We start from the raw sequence: 17,598 nt of genomic DNA on the forward strand, positions 1-17,598 counted from the left end.
ACACTGTGGGAGCGAGCTTGCTCGCGAATGCGGTAATCCAGTCAACATTTAAGTCGACTGATACTCCGCTTTCGCGAGCAAGCTCGCTCCCACATTTGTTTTGTGTCGCGGGTTAGCCCTTCACGGCTTTCCAGATTTTGCTGACCACAGAAACCACCGCCAACACCACAGCACCGGCAATAATCCCCGCCACACCGTTGAGCAACATCGGCACCGCAAACCCGGCACTCCCCGCCGCCGCACCGACACCCTCAATCCAGTGATGCACCACCGGCACACCGTGAGTCAGGATGCCGCCGCCAACCAGGAACATCGCCGCCGTACCGACCACCGACAGGGTTTTCATCATGTACGGCGCAGCGCTGAGAATGCCGCTGCCAATCTTTTTGGCCATCTGCCCAGGTTTCTGCGTCAGCCACAGGCCGAGGTCGTCAAGTTTGACAATGCCCGCCACCAGCCCATACACGCCCACCGTCATGACAATCGCGATGCCCGACATCACGATTACTTGCTGAGTCAGCGAAGCAGTAGCCACGGTGCCGAGCGTAATCGCGATGATTTCAGCCGAAAGAATGAAGTCAGTGCGAATCGCACCTTTGATCTTGTCCTTTTCATAGGCCACCAGATCGGTCGCTGGATCAGCGACAGCCTCAGTCAGCTGCGCGTGCCCTGCTTCATCTTCAGCCGCGCTGTGCAAAAACTTGTGCGCGAGCTTTTCAAAACCCTCGAAGCACAAATACGCACCACCGACCATCAACAACGGCGTCACCAACCACGGCACAAACGCACTGATCGCCAGCGCCGACGGCACGAGGATCAGTTTGTTGACGAACGAGCCCTTGGCCACGGCCCAGACCACGGGAATTTCCCGCTCGGCACGCACCCCGGAGACCTGCTGGGCATTGAGCGCCAGATCATCACCGAGCACGCCGGCGGTCTTCTTGGCGGCCATTTTGCTCATCAACGCCACGTCATCCAGCACGGTGGCAATATCGTCGACCAGCACCAGCAAACTGCTTCCTGCCATGAATCCTGTTTCCTTTTATGTATGAATGTTGCGAAGCATAACGCGACCACAGACCACGCGGGGCATTCTTGAGCGCTGCGCGAGGCCGGTGCTACCATGCGCAACCGCCAGAACAGGCAAGGAACCACCGGGTTTATGAGCACAATCCGCGAGCGCAACAAAGAACTGATCCTGCGTGCCGCCAGTGAGGAGTTTGCCGACAAGGGCTTCGCTGCGACCAAAACCAGCGACATCGCCGCCAAGGCGGGATTGCCCAAGCCCAACGTCTACTACTACTTCAAGTCCAAGGAAAACCTTTACCGCGAGGTATTGGAAAGCATCATCGTGCCGATCTTGCAGGCTTCGACCCCGTTCAATCCGGACGGCGTACCGAGCGAAGTGCTGAGCGGCTACATCCGCTCGAAGATCCGCATCTCCCGCGACCTGCCCTTCGCCTCGAAAGTGTTCGCCAGCGAAATCATGCACGGCGCGCCGCACCTGAGCGCCGACCTGGTCGAGCAGTTGAACGGCCAGGCCAAACACAACATCGACTGTATCCAGAGCTGGATAGACCGCGGGCAAATCGCCCCGATCGACCCTAATCACCTGATGTTCAGCATCTGGGCCGCGACCCAGACCTACGCCGACTTCGACTGGCAGATTTCTGCAGTCACGGGGAAGGACAAGCTGGACGAGGCGGATTATGAAGCGGCGGCGCAGACGATTATCCGGTTGGTGCTGAAGGGGTGTGAGCCGGACTGAAGTATTGCGGTGACGCCATCGCTGGCAAGCCAGCTCCCACAGGTTTCTGTGTTGAGTTCAGATTTAGCAACCAACACAAATCCTTGTGGGAGCTGGCTTGCCAGCGATGGAGGCAACTCCATTCAAAATTGTTAAAGCCAGACTGCATCCCACAGCGGATAGTCGCCAATCTCTTCGACGAGTCCCGCCCTTAAAGGGTTGGCTACGACATATCGCGCCATTTTCACCAGATCCTCTTCCCGCCGCAGCGCACGGTCGTGAAAACCCTGTTGCCAAAGCGGTCCTTTCCGGTTGATGGACATATTCACTTCCCGCGTAATCAGCGACTTGGTTTCACGCATCAGTTTTTTGAGCGAACAATTTTCCAGTTCGATCAGCCAGTGAAAATGATCCGGCATAACAACCCAGGCCAGTGACTTTGCCAGTCCAAGATTTTGCGCACGACGAAACTGATGAACGACCAATCTGCCCAAAGTGAAATCGGCAAAGATCGGTTCTCGATCAAGTGTGTTGGTAGTCAGTAGATAGATTCGATGCGGCTCGGCATAGCGGCCGGCTCGCAGGCGATGTGAAGCAGGAAGATCAGGCAATCCATTGCCCCTTCATGATGAGTTCATCAGAAGGCTAGACCTCAGTGATCCATTTGGTTGGTTTAGTCTTTTTTCTTGATGTGTCAATCAGGCTGCCATCGCAGGCAAGCCAGCTCCCACAGTGGTTTGTGTCGTTCAAAAATCTTTGCTCAACACAAAACCTTGTGGGAGCTGGCTTGCCAGCGATGACTATCGATCAGACGCCAGAGATCAAGCAGCCACCCCCGCATCCGCCCGCAAATCCAGCGCCTCCACCGCTTTAATCGCCACCTGCTCATCAATATCCGACAGATCGCCACTAATCCCGATCGCGCCCAGCACGTTCCCCGCCTGATCCCGAATCAATACACCACCCGGTGCCGGCACGACGCTGCCCTGGCCCATGCTGTTCAGTGCGGCAATAAAGGCTGGGCGTTGTTGCGCGTCGAGTGCCAGCAGGCGTGAGCCTTTGCCCAGGGCGATGGCGCCCCAGGCTTTGCCGATGGCGATGTTCGGGCGCAGCAGGCTGGCGCCGTCTTCGCGTTGCAGGGTGATCAGGTGGCCGCCGGTATCGAGTACCGCGATGGTCAGCGGCGCAGCGTTGATGCCGCGCCCTGCGTTGATGGCTTCGTTGACCAGGTTGACTGCGACTTTCAAGGTTAAAGCGCTCATGGTGCCGTCCTCATTTTGTTATAGGGAAAGTCGTGGGCCTGCGGTTTTCTGCCGCAGGCCGATGCAACAAATAGAACACAATGAATTATTTTTTTGTATACAATAATTCTCGAAAAGCGCCACATGCGACGAAAAGCCACAGTCATAAAGGCTTCCGACGAATGAAACAGGCGCTTGAGAAAATGGATTGACCTGCGCCGTCCGCCGTGAATACACTCTGCGCAAAGCCACTTGTATACACTTACAAAACGTAAAGAGGCACAAAACCATGAGCAAAATGAGAGCAATCGAAGCCGCCGTTCTGGTGATGCGCCGTGAAGGGGTTGATACCGCTTTTGGCATCCCGGGCGCTGCCATCAACCCGCTGTACTCCGCCTTGCAGAAAGTCGGTGGCATCGATCACGTCCTTGCTCGCCACGTTGAAGGCGCCTCGCACATGGCCGAGGGCTACACCCGCACCAAGGCCGGCAACATCGGCGTGTGCATCGGCACTTCCGGCCCTGCCGGTACCGACATGGTCACCGGGCTCTACAGCGCCTCGGCCGACTCGATTCCAATCCTCTGCATTACCGGCCAGGCACCCCGCGCCCGTATGCACAAGGAAGACTTCCAGGCTGTCGACATCACCAGCATCGTCAAGCCAGTGACCAAGTGGGCGACCACTGTTCTGGAACCGGGCCAAGTGCCTTACGCGTTCCAGAAAGCGTTCTTTGAAATGCGCTCCGGCCGTCCAGGCCCAGTGCTGATCGACCTGCCGTTCGACGTGCAGATGGCCGAAATCGAGTTCGACATCGACGCTTACCAGCCGCTGCCATTGGCCAAACCGACCGCGACCCGCGTTCAGGTCGAGAAGGCTCTGGCTCTGTTGGATCAGGCTGAGCGCCCACTGTTGGTTGCCGGTGGCGGCATCATCAACGCCGACGCCAGCGATCTGCTGGTTGAATTCGCTGAGCTGACCGGCATCCCGGTGATCCCGACCCTGATGGGCTGGGGCACCATCCCGGACGATCACCCGCTGATGGTCGGCATGGTCGGTCTGCAGACTTCGCACCGTTACGGCAACGCCACCATGCTGAAATCCGACGTGGTGTTGGGGATCGGTAACCGTTGGGCTAACCGCCACACCGGTTCGGTTGACGTTTACACCGAAGGCCGCAAGTTCATTCACGTCGACATCGAAGGCACGCAGATCGGTCGTGTGTTCACGCCGGATCTGGGCATCGTTTCCGACGCCGCCGCTGCGCTGACCGTGTTCATCGAAGTGGCTCGTGAATGGCAAGCCGCCGGCAAGCTGAAAAACCGCAGTGCCTGGTTGCAGGACTGCCAGCAGCGCAAAGCCAGCCTGCATCGCAAGACCCACTTCGACAACGTGCCGGTGAAACCACAGCGCGTTTACGAAGAAATGAACCAGGTGTTCGGCAAGGACACCTGCTACGTCAGCACCATTGGTCTGTCGCAGATTGCCGGCGCGCAGTTCCTGCACGTCTACAAGCCGCGTCACTGGATCAACTGTGGCCAGGCAGGCCCGTTGGGCTGGACCATTCCGGCCGCGCTGGGCGTGGTGAAGGCCGATCCGAACCGCAAAGTCGTGGCCCTGACGGGGGACTATGACGTCCAGTTCATGATCGAAGAACTGGCGGTCGGCGCTCAGTTCAAACTGCCTTACATCCACGTCGTGGTGAACAACTCGTACCTGGGTCTGATCCGTCAGGCCCAGCGCGGGTTCGAAATGGACTACTGCGTGCAGCTGTCCTTCGATAACCTCAACGCGCCGGAACTCAACGGTTACGGTGTTGACCACGTCGCAGTGGCTGAAGGCCTCGGCTGTAAAGCGCTGCGTGTATTCGAACCATCGGAAATCGCCCCTGCCCTGCGCAAGGCCGAACAGATGATTGAAGAGTTCAAGGTGCCGGTGATCGTCGAGATCATTCTGGAGCGTGTGACCAACATCTCCATGGGTACCGAGATCAACGCCGTCAACGAATTCGAAGACCTGGCGCTGGTCGGCAACGATGCGCCAACGGCGATTTCGCTGCTTGATTGATTGCTTTTAGCCCCCTCTCCCCTTGGGAGAGGGCTGGGGTGAGGGAAAGGTTTTGCGGTGCTCGCACAATCGGGATCAGACTCAGGATTCCCCCTCACCCTAGCCCTCTCCCCCAGGAGAGGGGACTTGATCGCGTTCAGTCTGACCAACCGTGTCACATCCGTTTTTAGGAGACCACCATGCCGCGTTTCGCAGCCAACCTGTCCATGCTGTTCACCGAACAGGATTTCCTTGCCCGTTTCGACGCCGCCGCCAAGGCTGGTTTCAGCGGTGTCGAGTATCTGTTCCCGTACGACTTCAGCTCCGCTGAAATCAAGGCCAAGCTCGACGCCAACGGTCTGACTCAAGTGCTGTTCAACCTGCCGGCCGGTGACTGGGCCAAGGGCGAGCGCGGTATCGCGTGTCTGCCGGATCGGGTTGAAGAGTTCCGCGCCGGTGTCGATCTGGCGATCGCTTACGCACAAGTGCTGGGCAACACCCAGATCAACTGCCTGGCCGGTATTCGTCCGCAAGGCGTTGACGATGCCACGGTAGAAAAGACCTTCGTTGCCAACCTGAAATACGCCGCCGACAAGCTGCAGGCAGCGGGCATCAAACTGGTGATGGAAGCGATCAACACCCGCGACATCCCGGGCTTCTACCTGAACAACACGGCGCAAGCCCTGTCGATTCGTGAACAGGTCGGCAGCGCCAACCTGTTCCTGCAATACGACATCTATCACATGCAAATCATGGAAGGTGATCTGGCCCGCACCCTGCAATCGCACCTGGGCGAGATCAACCATGTGCAGCTCGCGGACAACCCGGGGCGCAACGAACCAGGCACCGGCGAAATCAACTACCGCTTCCTGTTCGAACACCTCGATCGCATCGGTTATCAGGGTTGGGTCGGCTGTGAGTACAAGCCGCTGACCACCACCGAAGCAGGCCTCGGCTGGCTGAAAACCCACAACGCAATCTGACAAATACATGACCCTGCAGGAGCTGCCGCAGGCTGCGATCTTTTGATCTTGTTTTTACAGATCAAGATCAAAAGATCGCAGCCTGCGGCAGCTCCTACAGGGAGACATACAAAAACAAGAGGATTTTCTCATGGCTAAAATCGGATTTATCGGCACCGGCATCATGGGCCACCCAATGGCTTCGAACCTGCAGAAAGCCGGTCACAGCCTATTCCTGTCGGCGCACCACGACGCCGCTCCAGCCGACCTGGTTGCCGCCGGCGCCGTCGCCCTGGCCAACCCGCGCGAAGTCGCGCAGGAAGCTGAATTCATCATCGTCATGGTGCCGGATACCCCACAGGTCGACGACGTACTGTTCCGCGCCGACGGCGTTGCCGCGGGCCTGAGCAAAGGCAAAATCGTTATCGACATGAGCTCGATCTCGCCGACCGCCACCAAGGCATTCGCTGCGAAGATCAATGAGAAAGGCGCGCAATACCTCGACGCACCGGTATCCGGCGGTGAAGTCGGCGCTAAAGCCGCAACCCTGAGCATCATGATCGGTGGTGACGCCGATGCCTTCGAACGCGCCCTGCCGCTGTTCCAGGCCATGGGCAAGAACATCACTCTGGTCGGTGGCAATGGCGACGGTCAAACCGCCAAAGTCGCCAACCAGATCATCGTTGCCCTGAACATTCAGGCCGTCGCTGAAGCCCTGCTGTTCGCGTCGAAAAACGGTGCTGATCCGGCCAAGGTGCGTGAAGCACTGATGGGCGGTTTCGCTTCTTCGAAGATCCTTGAAGTGCACGGCGAGCGCATGATCAAAGGCACTTTCGATCCAGGCTTCCGCATCAGCCTGCACCAGAAGGACCTGAACCTGGCCCTGCAAGGCGCCAAGGAGCTGAACATCAACCTGCCAAACACCGCCAACGCCCAGCAAGTGTTCAGCACCTGCGCGGCGATCGGTGGCAGCAACTGGGACCACTCGGCGCTGATCAAAGGTCTGGAACACATGGCCAACTTCTCGATTCGCGACAAAAAATAATCTGTGCTTCTGGCTCGCTCCCTGTGGGAGCGGGCTTGCCCGCGATGGCATCAATGCGGTTTGCCTGAATGACCGCGCTGCCTGAATCGCTGGCAAGCCCGCTCCCACAAGGACCGCATCGCTGCACCGTTGTCGCTCCATCCCAATAACAAGAATTCCGGGAGCCCGCCATGTCGGTCGATCCGCAACAACTGCTGCGCGAGCTGTTTGCCACAGCCATCGACGCGGCCCATCCGAACCAGGTCCTCGAAGCCCATTTGCCCGCCGACCGCAGCGGTCGAGTGATTGTCATCGGTGCCGGCAAAGCCGCCGCCGCCATGGCGCAAGTGGTCGAGCGCTGCTGGGAGGGTGACGTCTCTGGCCTGGTTGTGACCCGTTACGGTCACGGCGCCCCGTGCGAAAAAATCGAAGTGGTCGAAGCCGCGCACCCCGTGCCGGACGCTGCCGGCCTGGCCGTGGCCAAACGCGTACTCGAACTGGTCAGCAACCTGACTGAAGAAGACCGCGTGATCTTCCTGCTCTCCGGTGGTGGCTCTGCCCTGCTGGCGCTGCCGGCCGAAGGCATCACCCTCGCCGACAAGCAATCGATCAACAAAGCCCTGCTCAAATCCGGCGCGACCATCGGCGAGATGAACTGCGTGCGCAAGCACCTCTCGGCGATCAAGGGCGGCCGTCTCGGCAAGGCCTGCTGGCCTGCCACTGTTTACACCTACGCGATTTCCGATGTGCCGGGCGACCTCGCCACGGTCATCGCTTCCGGCCCGACCGTGGCCGATCCAAGCACCTGCGCCGAAGCGCTGGCGATCATCAAACGTTACGGCATCGAGATTCCCGCATCCGTGCGCAACTGGCTGCAAAGCCCCGAGTCGGAAACCGTCAAACCCGGCGACCCAAGCCTGGCGCGCAGCCACTTCCAGTTGATCGCCCGCCCTCAGCAATCGCTGGACGCGGCGGCGGTGAAATGCCGTCAGGCCGGGTTCAGCACGCTGATCCTCGGCGACCTCGAAGGTGAGTCGCGCGAAGTGGCGAAAGTCCACGCCGGCATCGCTCGTCAGATCATCAACCATGGCCAGCCACTCGCAGCGCCGTGCGTGATTCTCTCCGGCGGCGAAACCACCGTGACCGTGCGCGGCAATGGCCGTGGCGGGCGCAACGCCGAGTTCCTTCTCAGCCTCACCGAAAACCTCAAAGGCCAGCCCGGCGTTTACGCCCTGGCCGGAGACACCGACGGCATCGACGGCTCGGAAGACAACGCCGGCGCGATCATGACCCCGGACAGCTACGCCCGCGCCGCCGCGCTGGGCCTGAGCGCCAGCGATGAACTGGATAACAACAACGGCTACGGCTATTTCGCGGCGCTCGATGCGCTGATCGTCACCGAGCCGACCCGCACCAACGTCAACGACTTCCGCGCCATTCTGATCCTTGAGAGCTGCAAATCATGACGCCTGATAAAAAGGTCAAAATTCTCGCCACCCTCGGGCCTGCTGTCGACGGCATCGAAGACATCCGTGAACTGGTCGAGGCCGGGGTCAATATCTTCCGCCTGAACTTCAGCCACGGCGATCACGCCGACCACGCCAAGCGCTATCAGTGGATCCGCGAGGTCGAGCGCCAGCTCAACTACCCGCTGGGCATTCTGATGGACTTGCAGGGGCCGAAACTGCGCGTCGGCAAGTTCGCCGACGGCAAGGTGCAACTGCATCGCGGTCAGGCGTTCCGTCTGGATCTGGATGCAACACCGGGTGATGAGCGCCGGGTAAACCTGCCACATCCGGAGATCATCGAAGCGCTGGAAGCGGGCATGGATCTGCTGCTCGACGACGGCAAGTTGCGTCTGCGCGTGGTCACCAAGTACGACGATGCGATCGATACCACCGTGCTCAATGGCGGCGAACTGTCGGACCGCAAAGGCGTCAACGTGCCGCAAGCGGTGCTCGACCTCAGCCCGCTGACGGCCAAGGATCGCCGCGACCTGAGCTTCGGTCTGGAACTGGGTGTGGACTGGGTCGCGCTGTCGTTTGTGCAGCGTCCGCAAGACATCATCGAAGCCCGCGCATTGATCGGCGACAAAGCCTTTTTGATGGCGAAAATCGAGAAGCCTTCCGCCGTTGAACAACTGCGCGAAATCGCTGAATTGAGCGACGCGATCATGGTGGCTCGCGGCGACCTCGGCGTTGAAGTGCCGGCCGAAAGCGTGCCGCAGATTCAGAAAAACATCATCACCACCTGCCGTGAACTCGGTAAACCGGTGGTGGTGGCGACGCAGATGCTCGAGTCGATGCGCTTCTCCCCTGCCCCGACCCGCGCCGAAGTGACTGACGTTGCCAACGCCGTGGCCGAAGGCGCCGATGCGGTGATGCTGTCGGCAGAAACTGCCTCCGGCGAGTACCCGCTGGAAGCCGTGCAGATGATGAGCAAGATCATCCGCCAGGTAGAGAACGGCCCGGATTATCAGACTCAGCTCGACGTCAGTCGGCCGAAAGCTGAAGCGACCGTTTCCGATGCGATCAGCTGCGCGATCCGTCGCATCAGCAACGTGCTGCCAGTGGCGGTGCTGGTCAACTACAGCGAGTCCGGTGCATCGAGTCTGCGTGCAGCGCGGGAGCGGCCGAAAGCGCCGATCCTCAACCTGACGCCGAACCTGCAGACCGCGCGCCGCTTAAGCGTGGCGTGGGGGATTCACTCGGTGGTCAACGATCGCCTGCGTCAGGTCGACGAAGTCTGCTCGACCGCGCTGGAAATCGCCCAGGCCCAAGGCATGGCCGAGCGTGGCGACACGCTGCTGATCACTGCCGGTGTGCCGTTCGGCCAGCCTGGATCGACTAACTCGCTGCGGATCGAAACATTGATTTAACCGCCCACCATGATCGTTCCCACGCTCCGCGTGGGAATGCGGCCCGGGACGCTCTGCGTCCCAAGAGCAGACGCAGAGCGTCCTTTGAGGCATTCCCACGCAGACGGTTCGACGCCTCGACGTGGGAACGATCAGTAACGAATGAACTGCCCATGCCTGCCAATCATTTCAACACCCACTGCCCCGACTGGGCCGAGGCATTGCTCAACGGTTTCAGTCAAATATTCCTCCAGCGTCATCCGCTGTGCGGCCTGTTGTGCCTGTTGGCGATCCTGCTGACGGCGCCCGTGCTGTTCGCCGGTGCGCTGCTCGGTGCCGTCGCCGGTTTGCTCACCGCGCAACGGCGCAACTACGCCAAGGCTGATCGTCAGGCCGGGTTGTTCAGCTATAACGGCGTGCTGCTCGGTCTGCTGCTGAGCCTGTATTTCCCGTGGTCGCCGATGCTGCCGCCGCTGATTCTTGCCGCTGGCGGCTTGAGCGCGATGGTCACCCAGCAATGGCTCAAACATGTCTACAGCAGCCGTTCGATTCCGGCCTACACCTCGCCGTTCGTGGCGATGAGCTGGGTTCTGCTGCTGTTCGCTGAACCGTCGGCGCCGATGACACACGTAGAAATGAGCACGCTGAACCTGCTTGCCGCCGAACTGCGTGGTTTGGGCCAGGTGATGTTTCTCGGTCATCCACTGGCCGGCGCCCTGATCGCCATCGGTTTGCTGATCGCCGATCGCCGCGCCTTTTGCTGGGCGCTGCTGGCCTCTGCAATCGGCCTCGGCTCCAGTCTGCTGCACCACGAAACCAACGCTGCGCTTTTCGGCCTCGGCAGCTATAACGCTGTGCTCGCTGCCCTCGCCTTCTCTTCGCAACGTCAACAACCTTGGTTGCCGCTGCTTGGCATCGTTCTCGCGCTGCTGGTCACACCGCTGTTTGCAGCGGTTGGCCTTGCGACCCTGACCGCGCCCTTCATCCTCGCCGGCTGGCTGATCCGCGCCGGGATTCAGATGCTCGGCAAAACCGTCGTCGAGCATGCGCCTTGCGCTCATGGGGAGAATCAACCTAGGCTGCGCTGATCTTCGATTCAGGCGTTATCCATGGACAGCAGCAACAGTTGGCGCGAACGGCTTTACGTCATGATTTTCCAGAGCGACACCCGCGCCGGGCGTCGCTTCGACGGCATCTTGCTGTTGATCATCCTCGCCAGTCTGGTGATCGTGATGCTCGACAGCATCGACAGCATTCACCAGAACTACGCCGACGTGCTGGCCTACATCGAGTGGGGCTTCACGATCATCTTTCTCGGCGAGTACATCCTGCGTCTGTACTGCTCACCGAAGCCGTTGCGCTATGCCTTCAGCTTTTACGGGCTGGTGGATTTGCTGGCGATCGTGCCCGGCATCCTCGCCCTGTATTACAGCGATGCGCAGTACCTGCTGATCATTCGGATCATCCGCATGCTGCGGATCTTCCGCGTGCTCAAGCTCAGTCCGTACCTCAAGCAAGCCAACTATTTGATGTCGGCGCTGCGCGGCAGCAAACAGAAAATCGTCGTCTTTCTGGTCAGTGTCTGCACGCTGGTGACGGTGTTCGGCACGCTGATGTACGTGATCGAAGGCCCGGAGCATGGCTTCACCAGCATTCCCAAAGGCATCTATTGGGCGATTGTCACGCTGACTACGGTGGGCTTCGGCGACATCGTGCCGAAGACGCCGCTGGGCCAGGTGATTTCTTCGCTGGTGATGATCACCGGTTACTCGATCATCGCTGTACCGACGGGGATTTTCACCGCCGAACTGGCCAACGCCATGCGCGGTGAACAGTTGCAACACGACTGCCCGGTGTGCAAGAAAAACAGCCACGAACATGGCGCCGCGTTCTGCTCGCGATGTGGCAATGCGTTGTTCAAGAAACTGGAATAAGCAAAGAGCTTTTTAATCTTTAAACGACTATGCGTGCCCCGTTATAGTCAGTGGCAATTGAATATCACCCCCCAGCTCCTACACAGATAAAACAAGGAATGCGCAGTGAAAAAACTCTTTGGCGCCTCACTTCTCGCCGCCGGCCTGGCCTTGTCCAACATCGCTCAGGCAGCCCCGACGCTGCTCAACGTTTCTTACGACGTGATGCGCGATTTCTACAAGGACTACAACACTGCGTTCCAGAAACACTGGCAAGCCGAGCACAACGAAAACATCACCGTGCAGATGTCCTTCGGCGGTTCGAGCAAGCAAGCGCGTTCGGTGATCGATGGCCTGCCCGCTGACGTCATCACCATGAACATGGCCACCGACATCAACGCCCTCGCCGACAACGGCAAACTGGTGCCGGAGAACTGGGTCACGCGCCTGCCGAACAACAGCGCGCCGTTCACTTCGGCCACTGTATTCATCGTGCGCAAAGGCAACCCGAAAGCCCTGAAAGACTGGCCGGATCTGCTCAAGGATGGCGTGCAAGTGATCGTGCCAAACCCGAAAACCTCGGGTAACGGCCGCTATACCTACCTGTCAGCCTGGGGTTACGTGCTGAAGAACGGTGGTGACGAGAACAAGGCCAAAGATTTCGTCGGCAAACTGTTCAAGCAAGCGCCAGTGCTGGATACCGGTGGCCGCGCGGCGACCACTACCTTCATGACCAACCAGATCGGCGACGTGCTGGTGACCTTCGAAAACGAAGCGGAAATGATTGCCCGCGAGTTTGGTCGTGATCAGTTCGAAGTGGTTTACCCGAGCGTTTCGGCTGAGGCTGAGCCGCCGGTATCGGTGGTCGACAAAGTGGTCGACAAGAAAGGCTCGCGTGCGGCGGCGGATGAGTACCTGAAGTACCTGTGGTCGCCGGAAGGTCAGGAGATTGCGGCGGCAAACTACCTGCGTCCGCGTGATCCGGCGGTGCTGGCGAAGTACACCGATCGTTTCCCGAAAGTTGATTTCCTTTCGGTTGAGAAGACCTTTGGTGACTGGCGCACGGTGCAGAAGACTCACTTCAATGATGGTGGGGTTTTCGATCAGATTTACAGTGGGCAGTAAGGCTTAGGTTGGCATGAAAAAGGCGATCCGAAGTGGTCGCCTTTTTTTGTGGCCGCTTTACCCTCACCCCAGCCCTCTCCCAGAGGGAGAGGGGGCCAACCGAGGTGTCTCGCGAGTTACATCGACCTGAAAGACCTTATCGATTATGGATTCACCACAGCACGTTCAGGTCGGCGTACCTCTCATGCATCCCGCAATCAGTCCCCTCTCCCTCTGGGAGAGGGTTAGGGTGAGGGGCTTTTACATCGGCGGCGTCACCCCATCCTTACCCGCAGAAATCGATTGCGCCGTCAGCGTGCCATCCGCACCCTGCGTGACGAACGTAACGATCTTCACCCCAACCTTCAGCAAACTCCGATCCCCCGGCATCAAATTGACGATCGGCACATCCTCCGGCACCAGAATTTTCTGCTGCCCGCCCTTGTAGTTCACCGTCAGCACCCGCCCGTTACTCACCACCAGATCGCCGACGCTGCCATTGGTCATGCTGCTGCCCTTGGCCAGATCGAACGGCCGATGCCCGTCGCCGCTACCCGCCAGCTCTGGCGGAAACACATGAACCTCAAGCGCCTTCAGCGTGCCATCTTCCTGTGGCATTGCCGCCGAACCGATGTAACTGCCGGGTTTGATGTCCTCGATATTGGCCAGGGTGACCGCGCGAACTTTGGTGTCACCGGTCAAGTGAATCACCACGTTCTCGCCGCTGTTGACGTGGACTTTCAAGCTGTCGGCGCTGACCCCGGTGATCTCGCCGCGCACGCCGAGGCGCATGCCCGGTGCGTCGGCGGCCTGTGCGCTCATCGCGCCGAGCAGGCTGATCAGGACAATCGTTGCGGTGTGGCGAAGCCTCTGACGAAACATTGCAATCCTCCGGTGATGAACGTTGAACAAGCCGATGCAAACATAAGCACGCTATCGAACAGGATGTAAGTGAATGTATCATCGACCCTCAACGGTCGGACGCAAGGTCTGCCGCTGGATGACAGGCCGATAGCATCCGGTCATTCCGCAACGGAATAACTGATATCAACCGCCGGCGTCTTCTACCCGCCCGGTCTGTCCCATAGTCTCATCGCATTCCCCTTTCGCTGGATCGAGAAACCTTATGACCACCACTCACGCAATGACCCGAGGCATGGTGCTGTTGTTCGCCTTCTGCTGCGGCGCGATTGTTGCCAACATCTACTACGCACAGCCGATCATCGGTCTGATCGCGCCGGACATAGGCCTGAGCGACACCATGGCCAGCTTCATCGTCTCGCTGACGCAGATCGGTTATGCGCTGGGCCTGTTCTTCCTGGTGCCGCTGGGTGATCTGCTGGAAAACCGCCGGTTGATGATCATCACTACGGTGGTGGCGATTGCCAGTCTGCTGGCGGCGGCGTTTACCGATCAGCCGAATGTGTTCCTGCTGATCTCGTTGTTGGTGGGCTTCAGTTCGGTGTCGGTGCAGATCCTGATTCCTTTGGCCGCACACTTGGCGCCGGAAGAATCCCGTGGTCGTGTGGTTGGCGGGATCATGGGCGGTTTGCTACTGGGTATTTTGCTGGCGCGGCCGGTGTCGAGTGTGGTCGCCGACCACTTCGGTTGGCGGGCGATGTTCATGATTGCTGCCGCGTTGATGGCGGCGATCAGCGTGGTACTGGCGTTGACCGTGCCCAAGCGCCAACCGGATCACAGCGCCACCTACGGCCAACTGATCGGTTCGCTGTGGACGCTGCTGCGTCAGCAACCGGTATTGCGCCAGCGCGCGTTTTATCAGGGCTGCATGTTCGCCACGTTCAGCCTGTTCTGGACGGCGGTGCCGCTGGAACTGGCGCGTAACCATGGCCTGTCACAAAGCGAAATCGCGATCTTTGCTTTGGTCGGCGCCATTGGTGCCATCGCCGCGCCAATCAGCGGGCGCCTGGCTGATGCTGGTCACACCCGCATCGCCTCGCTGCTGGCCATGCTGTTCGCCAGCCTGAGCTTCCTGCCCGCCTTCATTCACCCGGCCTACAGCGTCATCGGCCTGGCCGTGACCGGCGTGGTGCTCGACTTCTGCGTGCAGATGAACATGGTCCTCGGCCAGCGCGCGGTCTACTCGCTGGACGCAAAAAGCCGTGGTCGACTGAACGCGCTGTACATGACCAGCATCTTCATCGGCGGCGCCTTCGGCTCATCGGTGGCCAGTGCGGTGTACGAGCATGGCGGCTGGTTGTGGATCGTGATTGTGGGCAGTGTGTTTCCGTTGTTGGCGTTGTTGCGGTTTTTGAGTGTTTCGCAGCGTGGTTCATTGGCAACGGCGTAAGGCGTTAAAAGCTTCGCGAGCAAGCTCGCTCCCACAGGTTATTCACTGAGCCTGGGGGAGCGATGACGTTCAATATCGAACCAGTTTCTCCATCGCCGCGTCCGCCAGAAAGGAGGAGCGGCTTTTGACGTTGTGTTCGCGCACATAACGATCGATTCGCTGGATCACGTAACCGGGCAGCGTCACGTTGACCTTCTCGGTCTTGCCGAGATACGGCGAGATATCCAGTTCCAGCATGCCCCAGCCCATATCGGCGAATTCCGGATTACTGCGATGAGCAGATGCCGATGTCGGCATAGGAATCGACTCACCGTCCGCCGCAATTTCTTGCAGCATGATGTGGGCGATTTCAACCGCCGCATTGTAAGCATCTTCAAAGCTGTCCCCTGCCGTAACGGCGCCGGGAATATCGGGGATCTGAATACCGATGGCGGTATTTTCGTCACCCCATTCAATGCAGATTGGATATTGCATTATGGATCTCCTTGGTAACTGGCTGGCGGGTTGTACAACCCGGCACGCCTCCTGATGCTTTTGACCGTCCCCAGTGGCAAATCCTTCTTCGGGTGAGGGACGGGAATCGTGTACGGGTTGTATCGGTGAGTGAAGATGTGATGACTGCCAGTGATCCGATCCAGCACCCACCCAGCCTCCTCCAGCTCCTTGATCAATTGCCTGCTCTGCACCAATCGCCTCCTTGGCCTGGTCTTTTAAAAATAACCCTAGAGTTATCTTTACTCAAGCACAGAAAACCGCAAAGCGACGTCCGGTTGTTTTGCAGAGTGTGAGTTTTTATTCATTCCCGCCGAGCATGAATGCTATGCCCCGCACCTGCGTTCCCCCGCGCGCCCCTTACGGTCACTCTTGAACCCAGCCACTACCGGCGCTTCTTCAGGACTTCCGACCATGACGCTGCAAGCAAAACTCGATGCCTTCAAAGCCGACTTCAAGGCCGGCAAACCACCTTACAACGCCCCGGCCGATATCCACCCGGTGATGGAACGCGCCACCGCCGAACTGATCGCCTCTGATGCCGCCAGCCGTGCGTTGAAGGTCGGCGACACGGCGCCGCTGTTCACCCTGAAAGACCCTGAGGGCAACCCGCTCTCGTCCGCCGACCGGTTGGCGCAGGGGCCGTTGGTGCTGACGTTTTATCGTGGCGTCTGGTGCCCTTACTGCAACATGGAGTTGCAGGCACTCCAGGTTTTTCTGCCGGCGATTCAGGACGCCGGGGCGAGCCTGCTGGCGATTTCACCGCAGATCGCTGCCAACAGCCGTAAGTCGCAACGCATCAACGAGTTGCAATTTCCGATCCTCAGCGACCCGCGCAATGACGTGGCGGCAGCCTTCGGGCTACGCTTTGAACTGCCAGACTATTTGATCGAGCTGTACAAGAATCTGCGCAACGACCTGCCGACCTTCAACGACGATCCCGCGTGGACCTTGCCGATGCCGGCGCGTTATGTGATCGGTCAGGATGGCGTGATTCGTTACGCCGAGGTCAACCCGGATTACACTCAGCGTCCCGAGCCTGAAGCGATGCTGGATGCATTGCGCGGCTGAATCGATGTTCCATGCCCTGGAGTTGCCATGACCCGACGTACTTTCCTCATCACCGGCGCCAGCAAAGGCATTGGCCGGGCGCTGGCCGAGCATCTGGATCGCGCCGGGCATCGGGTGGTGGGGATTGCTCGCCAGCCGGATCTGAGCTTTCCGGGCATTCTGTTTCCTCTGGACCTGAGCGATCGCAAGCTGACCGGCGAAGTGTTGGCGGAGCTGGCGCGCACGTATGAATTCGACGGGCTGGTGAACAACGTCGGGCTGGTGCGACCGCAGGCGTTGGGTGATATCGATCTGGACGCCTTCGACGACGTGATGCGGCTGAATCTGCATTCGGCGTTGCAGGCGACTCAGGCGCTGCTGCCGGGGATGCGCACACGAGGCTGGGGTCGGGTGGTGAATATTTCCAGCCTCACGGTGCTGGGGATTACCCAGCGCACAGCGTATGCAGCGGCAAAAGCGGCGTTGGTCAGTTTTACCCGTTCGTGGGCGCTGGAGTTGGCGCAGACCGGGATCACCGTGAACGCCGTGGCACCGGGGCCGACCGAAACCGAACTGTTCCGCGCCAACAATCCGCCGGGCAGTGAAGGCGAAGCACGCTATCTGGCCGGGGTGCCGATGGGACGGCTTGGTCAGCCGGAAGAGATTGCGTCAGCGATTGCATTTTTGCTGTCCGAGCAGAGCGGCTTCATCACCGGGCAAACCCTGTTTGTCGATGGCGGCGCCTCAGTCGGCAAAGCCACATTCTAATCAACACACCGAATCCCCTGTGGGAGCGAGCCTGCTCGCGAATACGGTATGTCAGACACATTGATGTTGCTGATACACCGCTTTC

General features: G+C 59.4%; 18 protein-coding genes. 12 read left to right on the plus strand and 6 right to left on the minus strand.

The genetic code is table 11. From position 1 onward, the window contains the following. Window positions 1–112: 112 nt before the first annotated feature. Entirely contained in the window at window positions 113–1,027 is a 915-nt protein-coding gene (locus ACIF4X_RS18335; protein ID WP_397483223.1) for a DUF808 domain-containing protein, read from the minus strand. Window positions 1,028–1,162: 135 nt separating this feature from the next. On the opposite strand from ACIF4X_RS18335, the gene ACIF4X_RS18340 reads away from it, so the two are divergent. Continuing rightward, complete coding sequence (locus ACIF4X_RS18340) at window positions 1,163–1,768, plus strand: TetR/AcrR family transcriptional regulator (RefSeq protein WP_007919931.1); 606 nt, start codon at window positions 1,163–1,165, stop codon at window positions 1,766–1,768. 131 nt (window positions 1,769–1,899) lie between these two features. Here the strand turns inward: ACIF4X_RS18340 and ACIF4X_RS18345 are convergent, their stop codons facing one another. After that, the gene (locus tag ACIF4X_RS18345; RefSeq protein WP_397483224.1) at window positions 1,900–2,358 is read right to left on the minus strand and encodes an REP-associated tyrosine transposase; all 459 of its coding nucleotides are present in this window, start codon (window positions 2,356–2,358) and stop codon (window positions 1,900–1,902) included. 210 nt (window positions 2,359–2,568) lie between these two features. After that, window positions 2,569–3,009 carry a heme-binding protein gene (locus tag ACIF4X_RS18350; RefSeq protein WP_397483225.1) on the minus strand — a complete coding sequence of 147 codons (441 nt, stop codon included), beginning with the start codon at window positions 3,007–3,009 and terminating at the stop codon, window positions 2,569–2,571. Window positions 3,010–3,277: 268 nt separating this feature from the next. Here ACIF4X_RS18350 and gcl point away from each other — a divergent pair, with 268 nt between their 5' ends. The 8 genes from gcl to ACIF4X_RS18390 all read left to right on the plus strand — a co-directional run bounded on the left by gcl (window position 3,278) and on the right by ACIF4X_RS18390 (window position 12,913). Beyond that, a complete protein-coding gene (gene gcl, locus ACIF4X_RS18355; RefSeq protein WP_397483226.1) occupies window positions 3,278–5,053 on the plus strand; it encodes a glyoxylate carboligase in 1,776 nt (591 codons plus the stop codon). A gap of 179 nt (window positions 5,054–5,232) precedes the next feature. Further along, on the plus strand, window positions 5,233–6,015 hold the full coding sequence (gene hyi / locus ACIF4X_RS18360) for a hydroxypyruvate isomerase (protein WP_077571696.1): 783 nt from the start codon (window positions 5,233–5,235) through the stop codon (window positions 6,013–6,015). A gap of 130 nt (window positions 6,016–6,145) precedes the next feature. Next, the gene (locus tag ACIF4X_RS18365) at window positions 6,146–7,039 is read left to right on the plus strand and encodes a 2-hydroxy-3-oxopropionate reductase (RefSeq protein WP_129391024.1); all 894 of its coding nucleotides are present in this window, start codon (window positions 6,146–6,148) and stop codon (window positions 7,037–7,039) included. A 170-nt stretch (window positions 7,040–7,209) separates the two neighbouring features. Then, window positions 7,210–8,484: a glycerate kinase gene (locus ACIF4X_RS18370; protein WP_397483227.1), complete on the plus strand. Its 1,275-nt coding sequence runs from the start codon at window positions 7,210–7,212 to the stop codon at window positions 8,482–8,484. Next, window positions 8,481–9,896, plus strand: a complete 1,416-nt coding sequence (pyk, locus tag ACIF4X_RS18375; protein ID WP_397483228.1) for a pyruvate kinase — start codon at window positions 8,481–8,483, stop codon at window positions 9,894–9,896. The genes ACIF4X_RS18370 and pyk overlap by 4 nt, the downstream gene beginning before the upstream one ends. Before the next feature lie 152 nt (window positions 9,897–10,048). After that, window positions 10,049–10,963, plus strand: a complete 915-nt coding sequence (locus tag ACIF4X_RS18380) for an urea transporter (protein WP_397483229.1) — start codon at window positions 10,049–10,051, stop codon at window positions 10,961–10,963. Between the two features lie 21 nt (window positions 10,964–10,984). Further along, a complete protein-coding gene (locus tag ACIF4X_RS18385; protein WP_007919942.1) occupies window positions 10,985–11,809 on the plus strand; it encodes an ion transporter in 825 nt (274 codons plus the stop codon). A gap of 105 nt (window positions 11,810–11,914) precedes the next feature. Next, entirely contained in the window at window positions 11,915–12,913 is a 999-nt protein-coding gene (locus ACIF4X_RS18390; RefSeq protein WP_397483230.1) for a sulfate ABC transporter substrate-binding protein, read from the plus strand. 240 nt (window positions 12,914–13,153) lie between these two features. On the opposite strand, the gene ACIF4X_RS18395 is transcribed toward ACIF4X_RS18390, so the two are convergent. After that, the gene (locus tag ACIF4X_RS18395; RefSeq protein ID WP_397483231.1) at window positions 13,154–13,774 is read right to left on the minus strand and encodes a hypothetical protein; all 621 of its coding nucleotides are present in this window, start codon (window positions 13,772–13,774) and stop codon (window positions 13,154–13,156) included. A 262-nt stretch (window positions 13,775–14,036) separates the two neighbouring features. Here ACIF4X_RS18395 and ACIF4X_RS18400 point away from each other — a divergent pair, with 262 nt between their 5' ends. Beyond that, window positions 14,037–15,203: an MFS transporter gene (locus ACIF4X_RS18400; RefSeq protein WP_397483249.1), complete on the plus strand. Its 1,167-nt coding sequence runs from the start codon at window positions 14,037–14,039 to the stop codon at window positions 15,201–15,203. Between the two features lie 69 nt (window positions 15,204–15,272). On the opposite strand, the gene ACIF4X_RS18405 is transcribed toward ACIF4X_RS18400, so the two are convergent. Then, window positions 15,273–15,677, minus strand: a complete 405-nt coding sequence (locus ACIF4X_RS18405; protein WP_122844880.1) for a type II toxin-antitoxin system HicB family antitoxin — start codon at window positions 15,675–15,677, stop codon at window positions 15,273–15,275. Further along, the gene (locus tag ACIF4X_RS18410) at window positions 15,677–15,889 is read right to left on the minus strand and encodes a type II toxin-antitoxin system HicA family toxin (protein WP_108226823.1); all 213 of its coding nucleotides are present in this window, start codon (window positions 15,887–15,889) and stop codon (window positions 15,677–15,679) included. The genes ACIF4X_RS18405 and ACIF4X_RS18410 overlap by 1 nt, the downstream gene beginning before the upstream one ends. A 220-nt stretch (window positions 15,890–16,109) precedes the next feature. Between ACIF4X_RS18410 and ACIF4X_RS18415 the strand changes: the two genes are divergently transcribed. Together ACIF4X_RS18415 and ACIF4X_RS18420 are read left to right on the plus strand one after the other, a co-directional pair. Next, complete coding sequence (locus ACIF4X_RS18415; protein ID WP_397483232.1) at window positions 16,110–16,766, plus strand: peroxiredoxin-like family protein; 657 nt, start codon at window positions 16,110–16,112, stop codon at window positions 16,764–16,766. A gap of 27 nt (window positions 16,767–16,793) precedes the next feature. Then, window positions 16,794–17,513 (plus strand): SDR family oxidoreductase, encoded by a 720-nt coding sequence (locus tag ACIF4X_RS18420; protein WP_397483233.1) that lies wholly within the window; start codon window positions 16,794–16,796, stop codon window positions 17,511–17,513. Window positions 17,514–17,598: the final 85 nt, after the last annotated feature.

It is taken from the genome of Pseudomonas sp. NPDC085632, from assembly GCF_044541255.1.
Taxonomy (GTDB): Bacteria; Pseudomonadota; Gammaproteobacteria; order Pseudomonadales; family Pseudomonadaceae; genus Aquipseudomonas.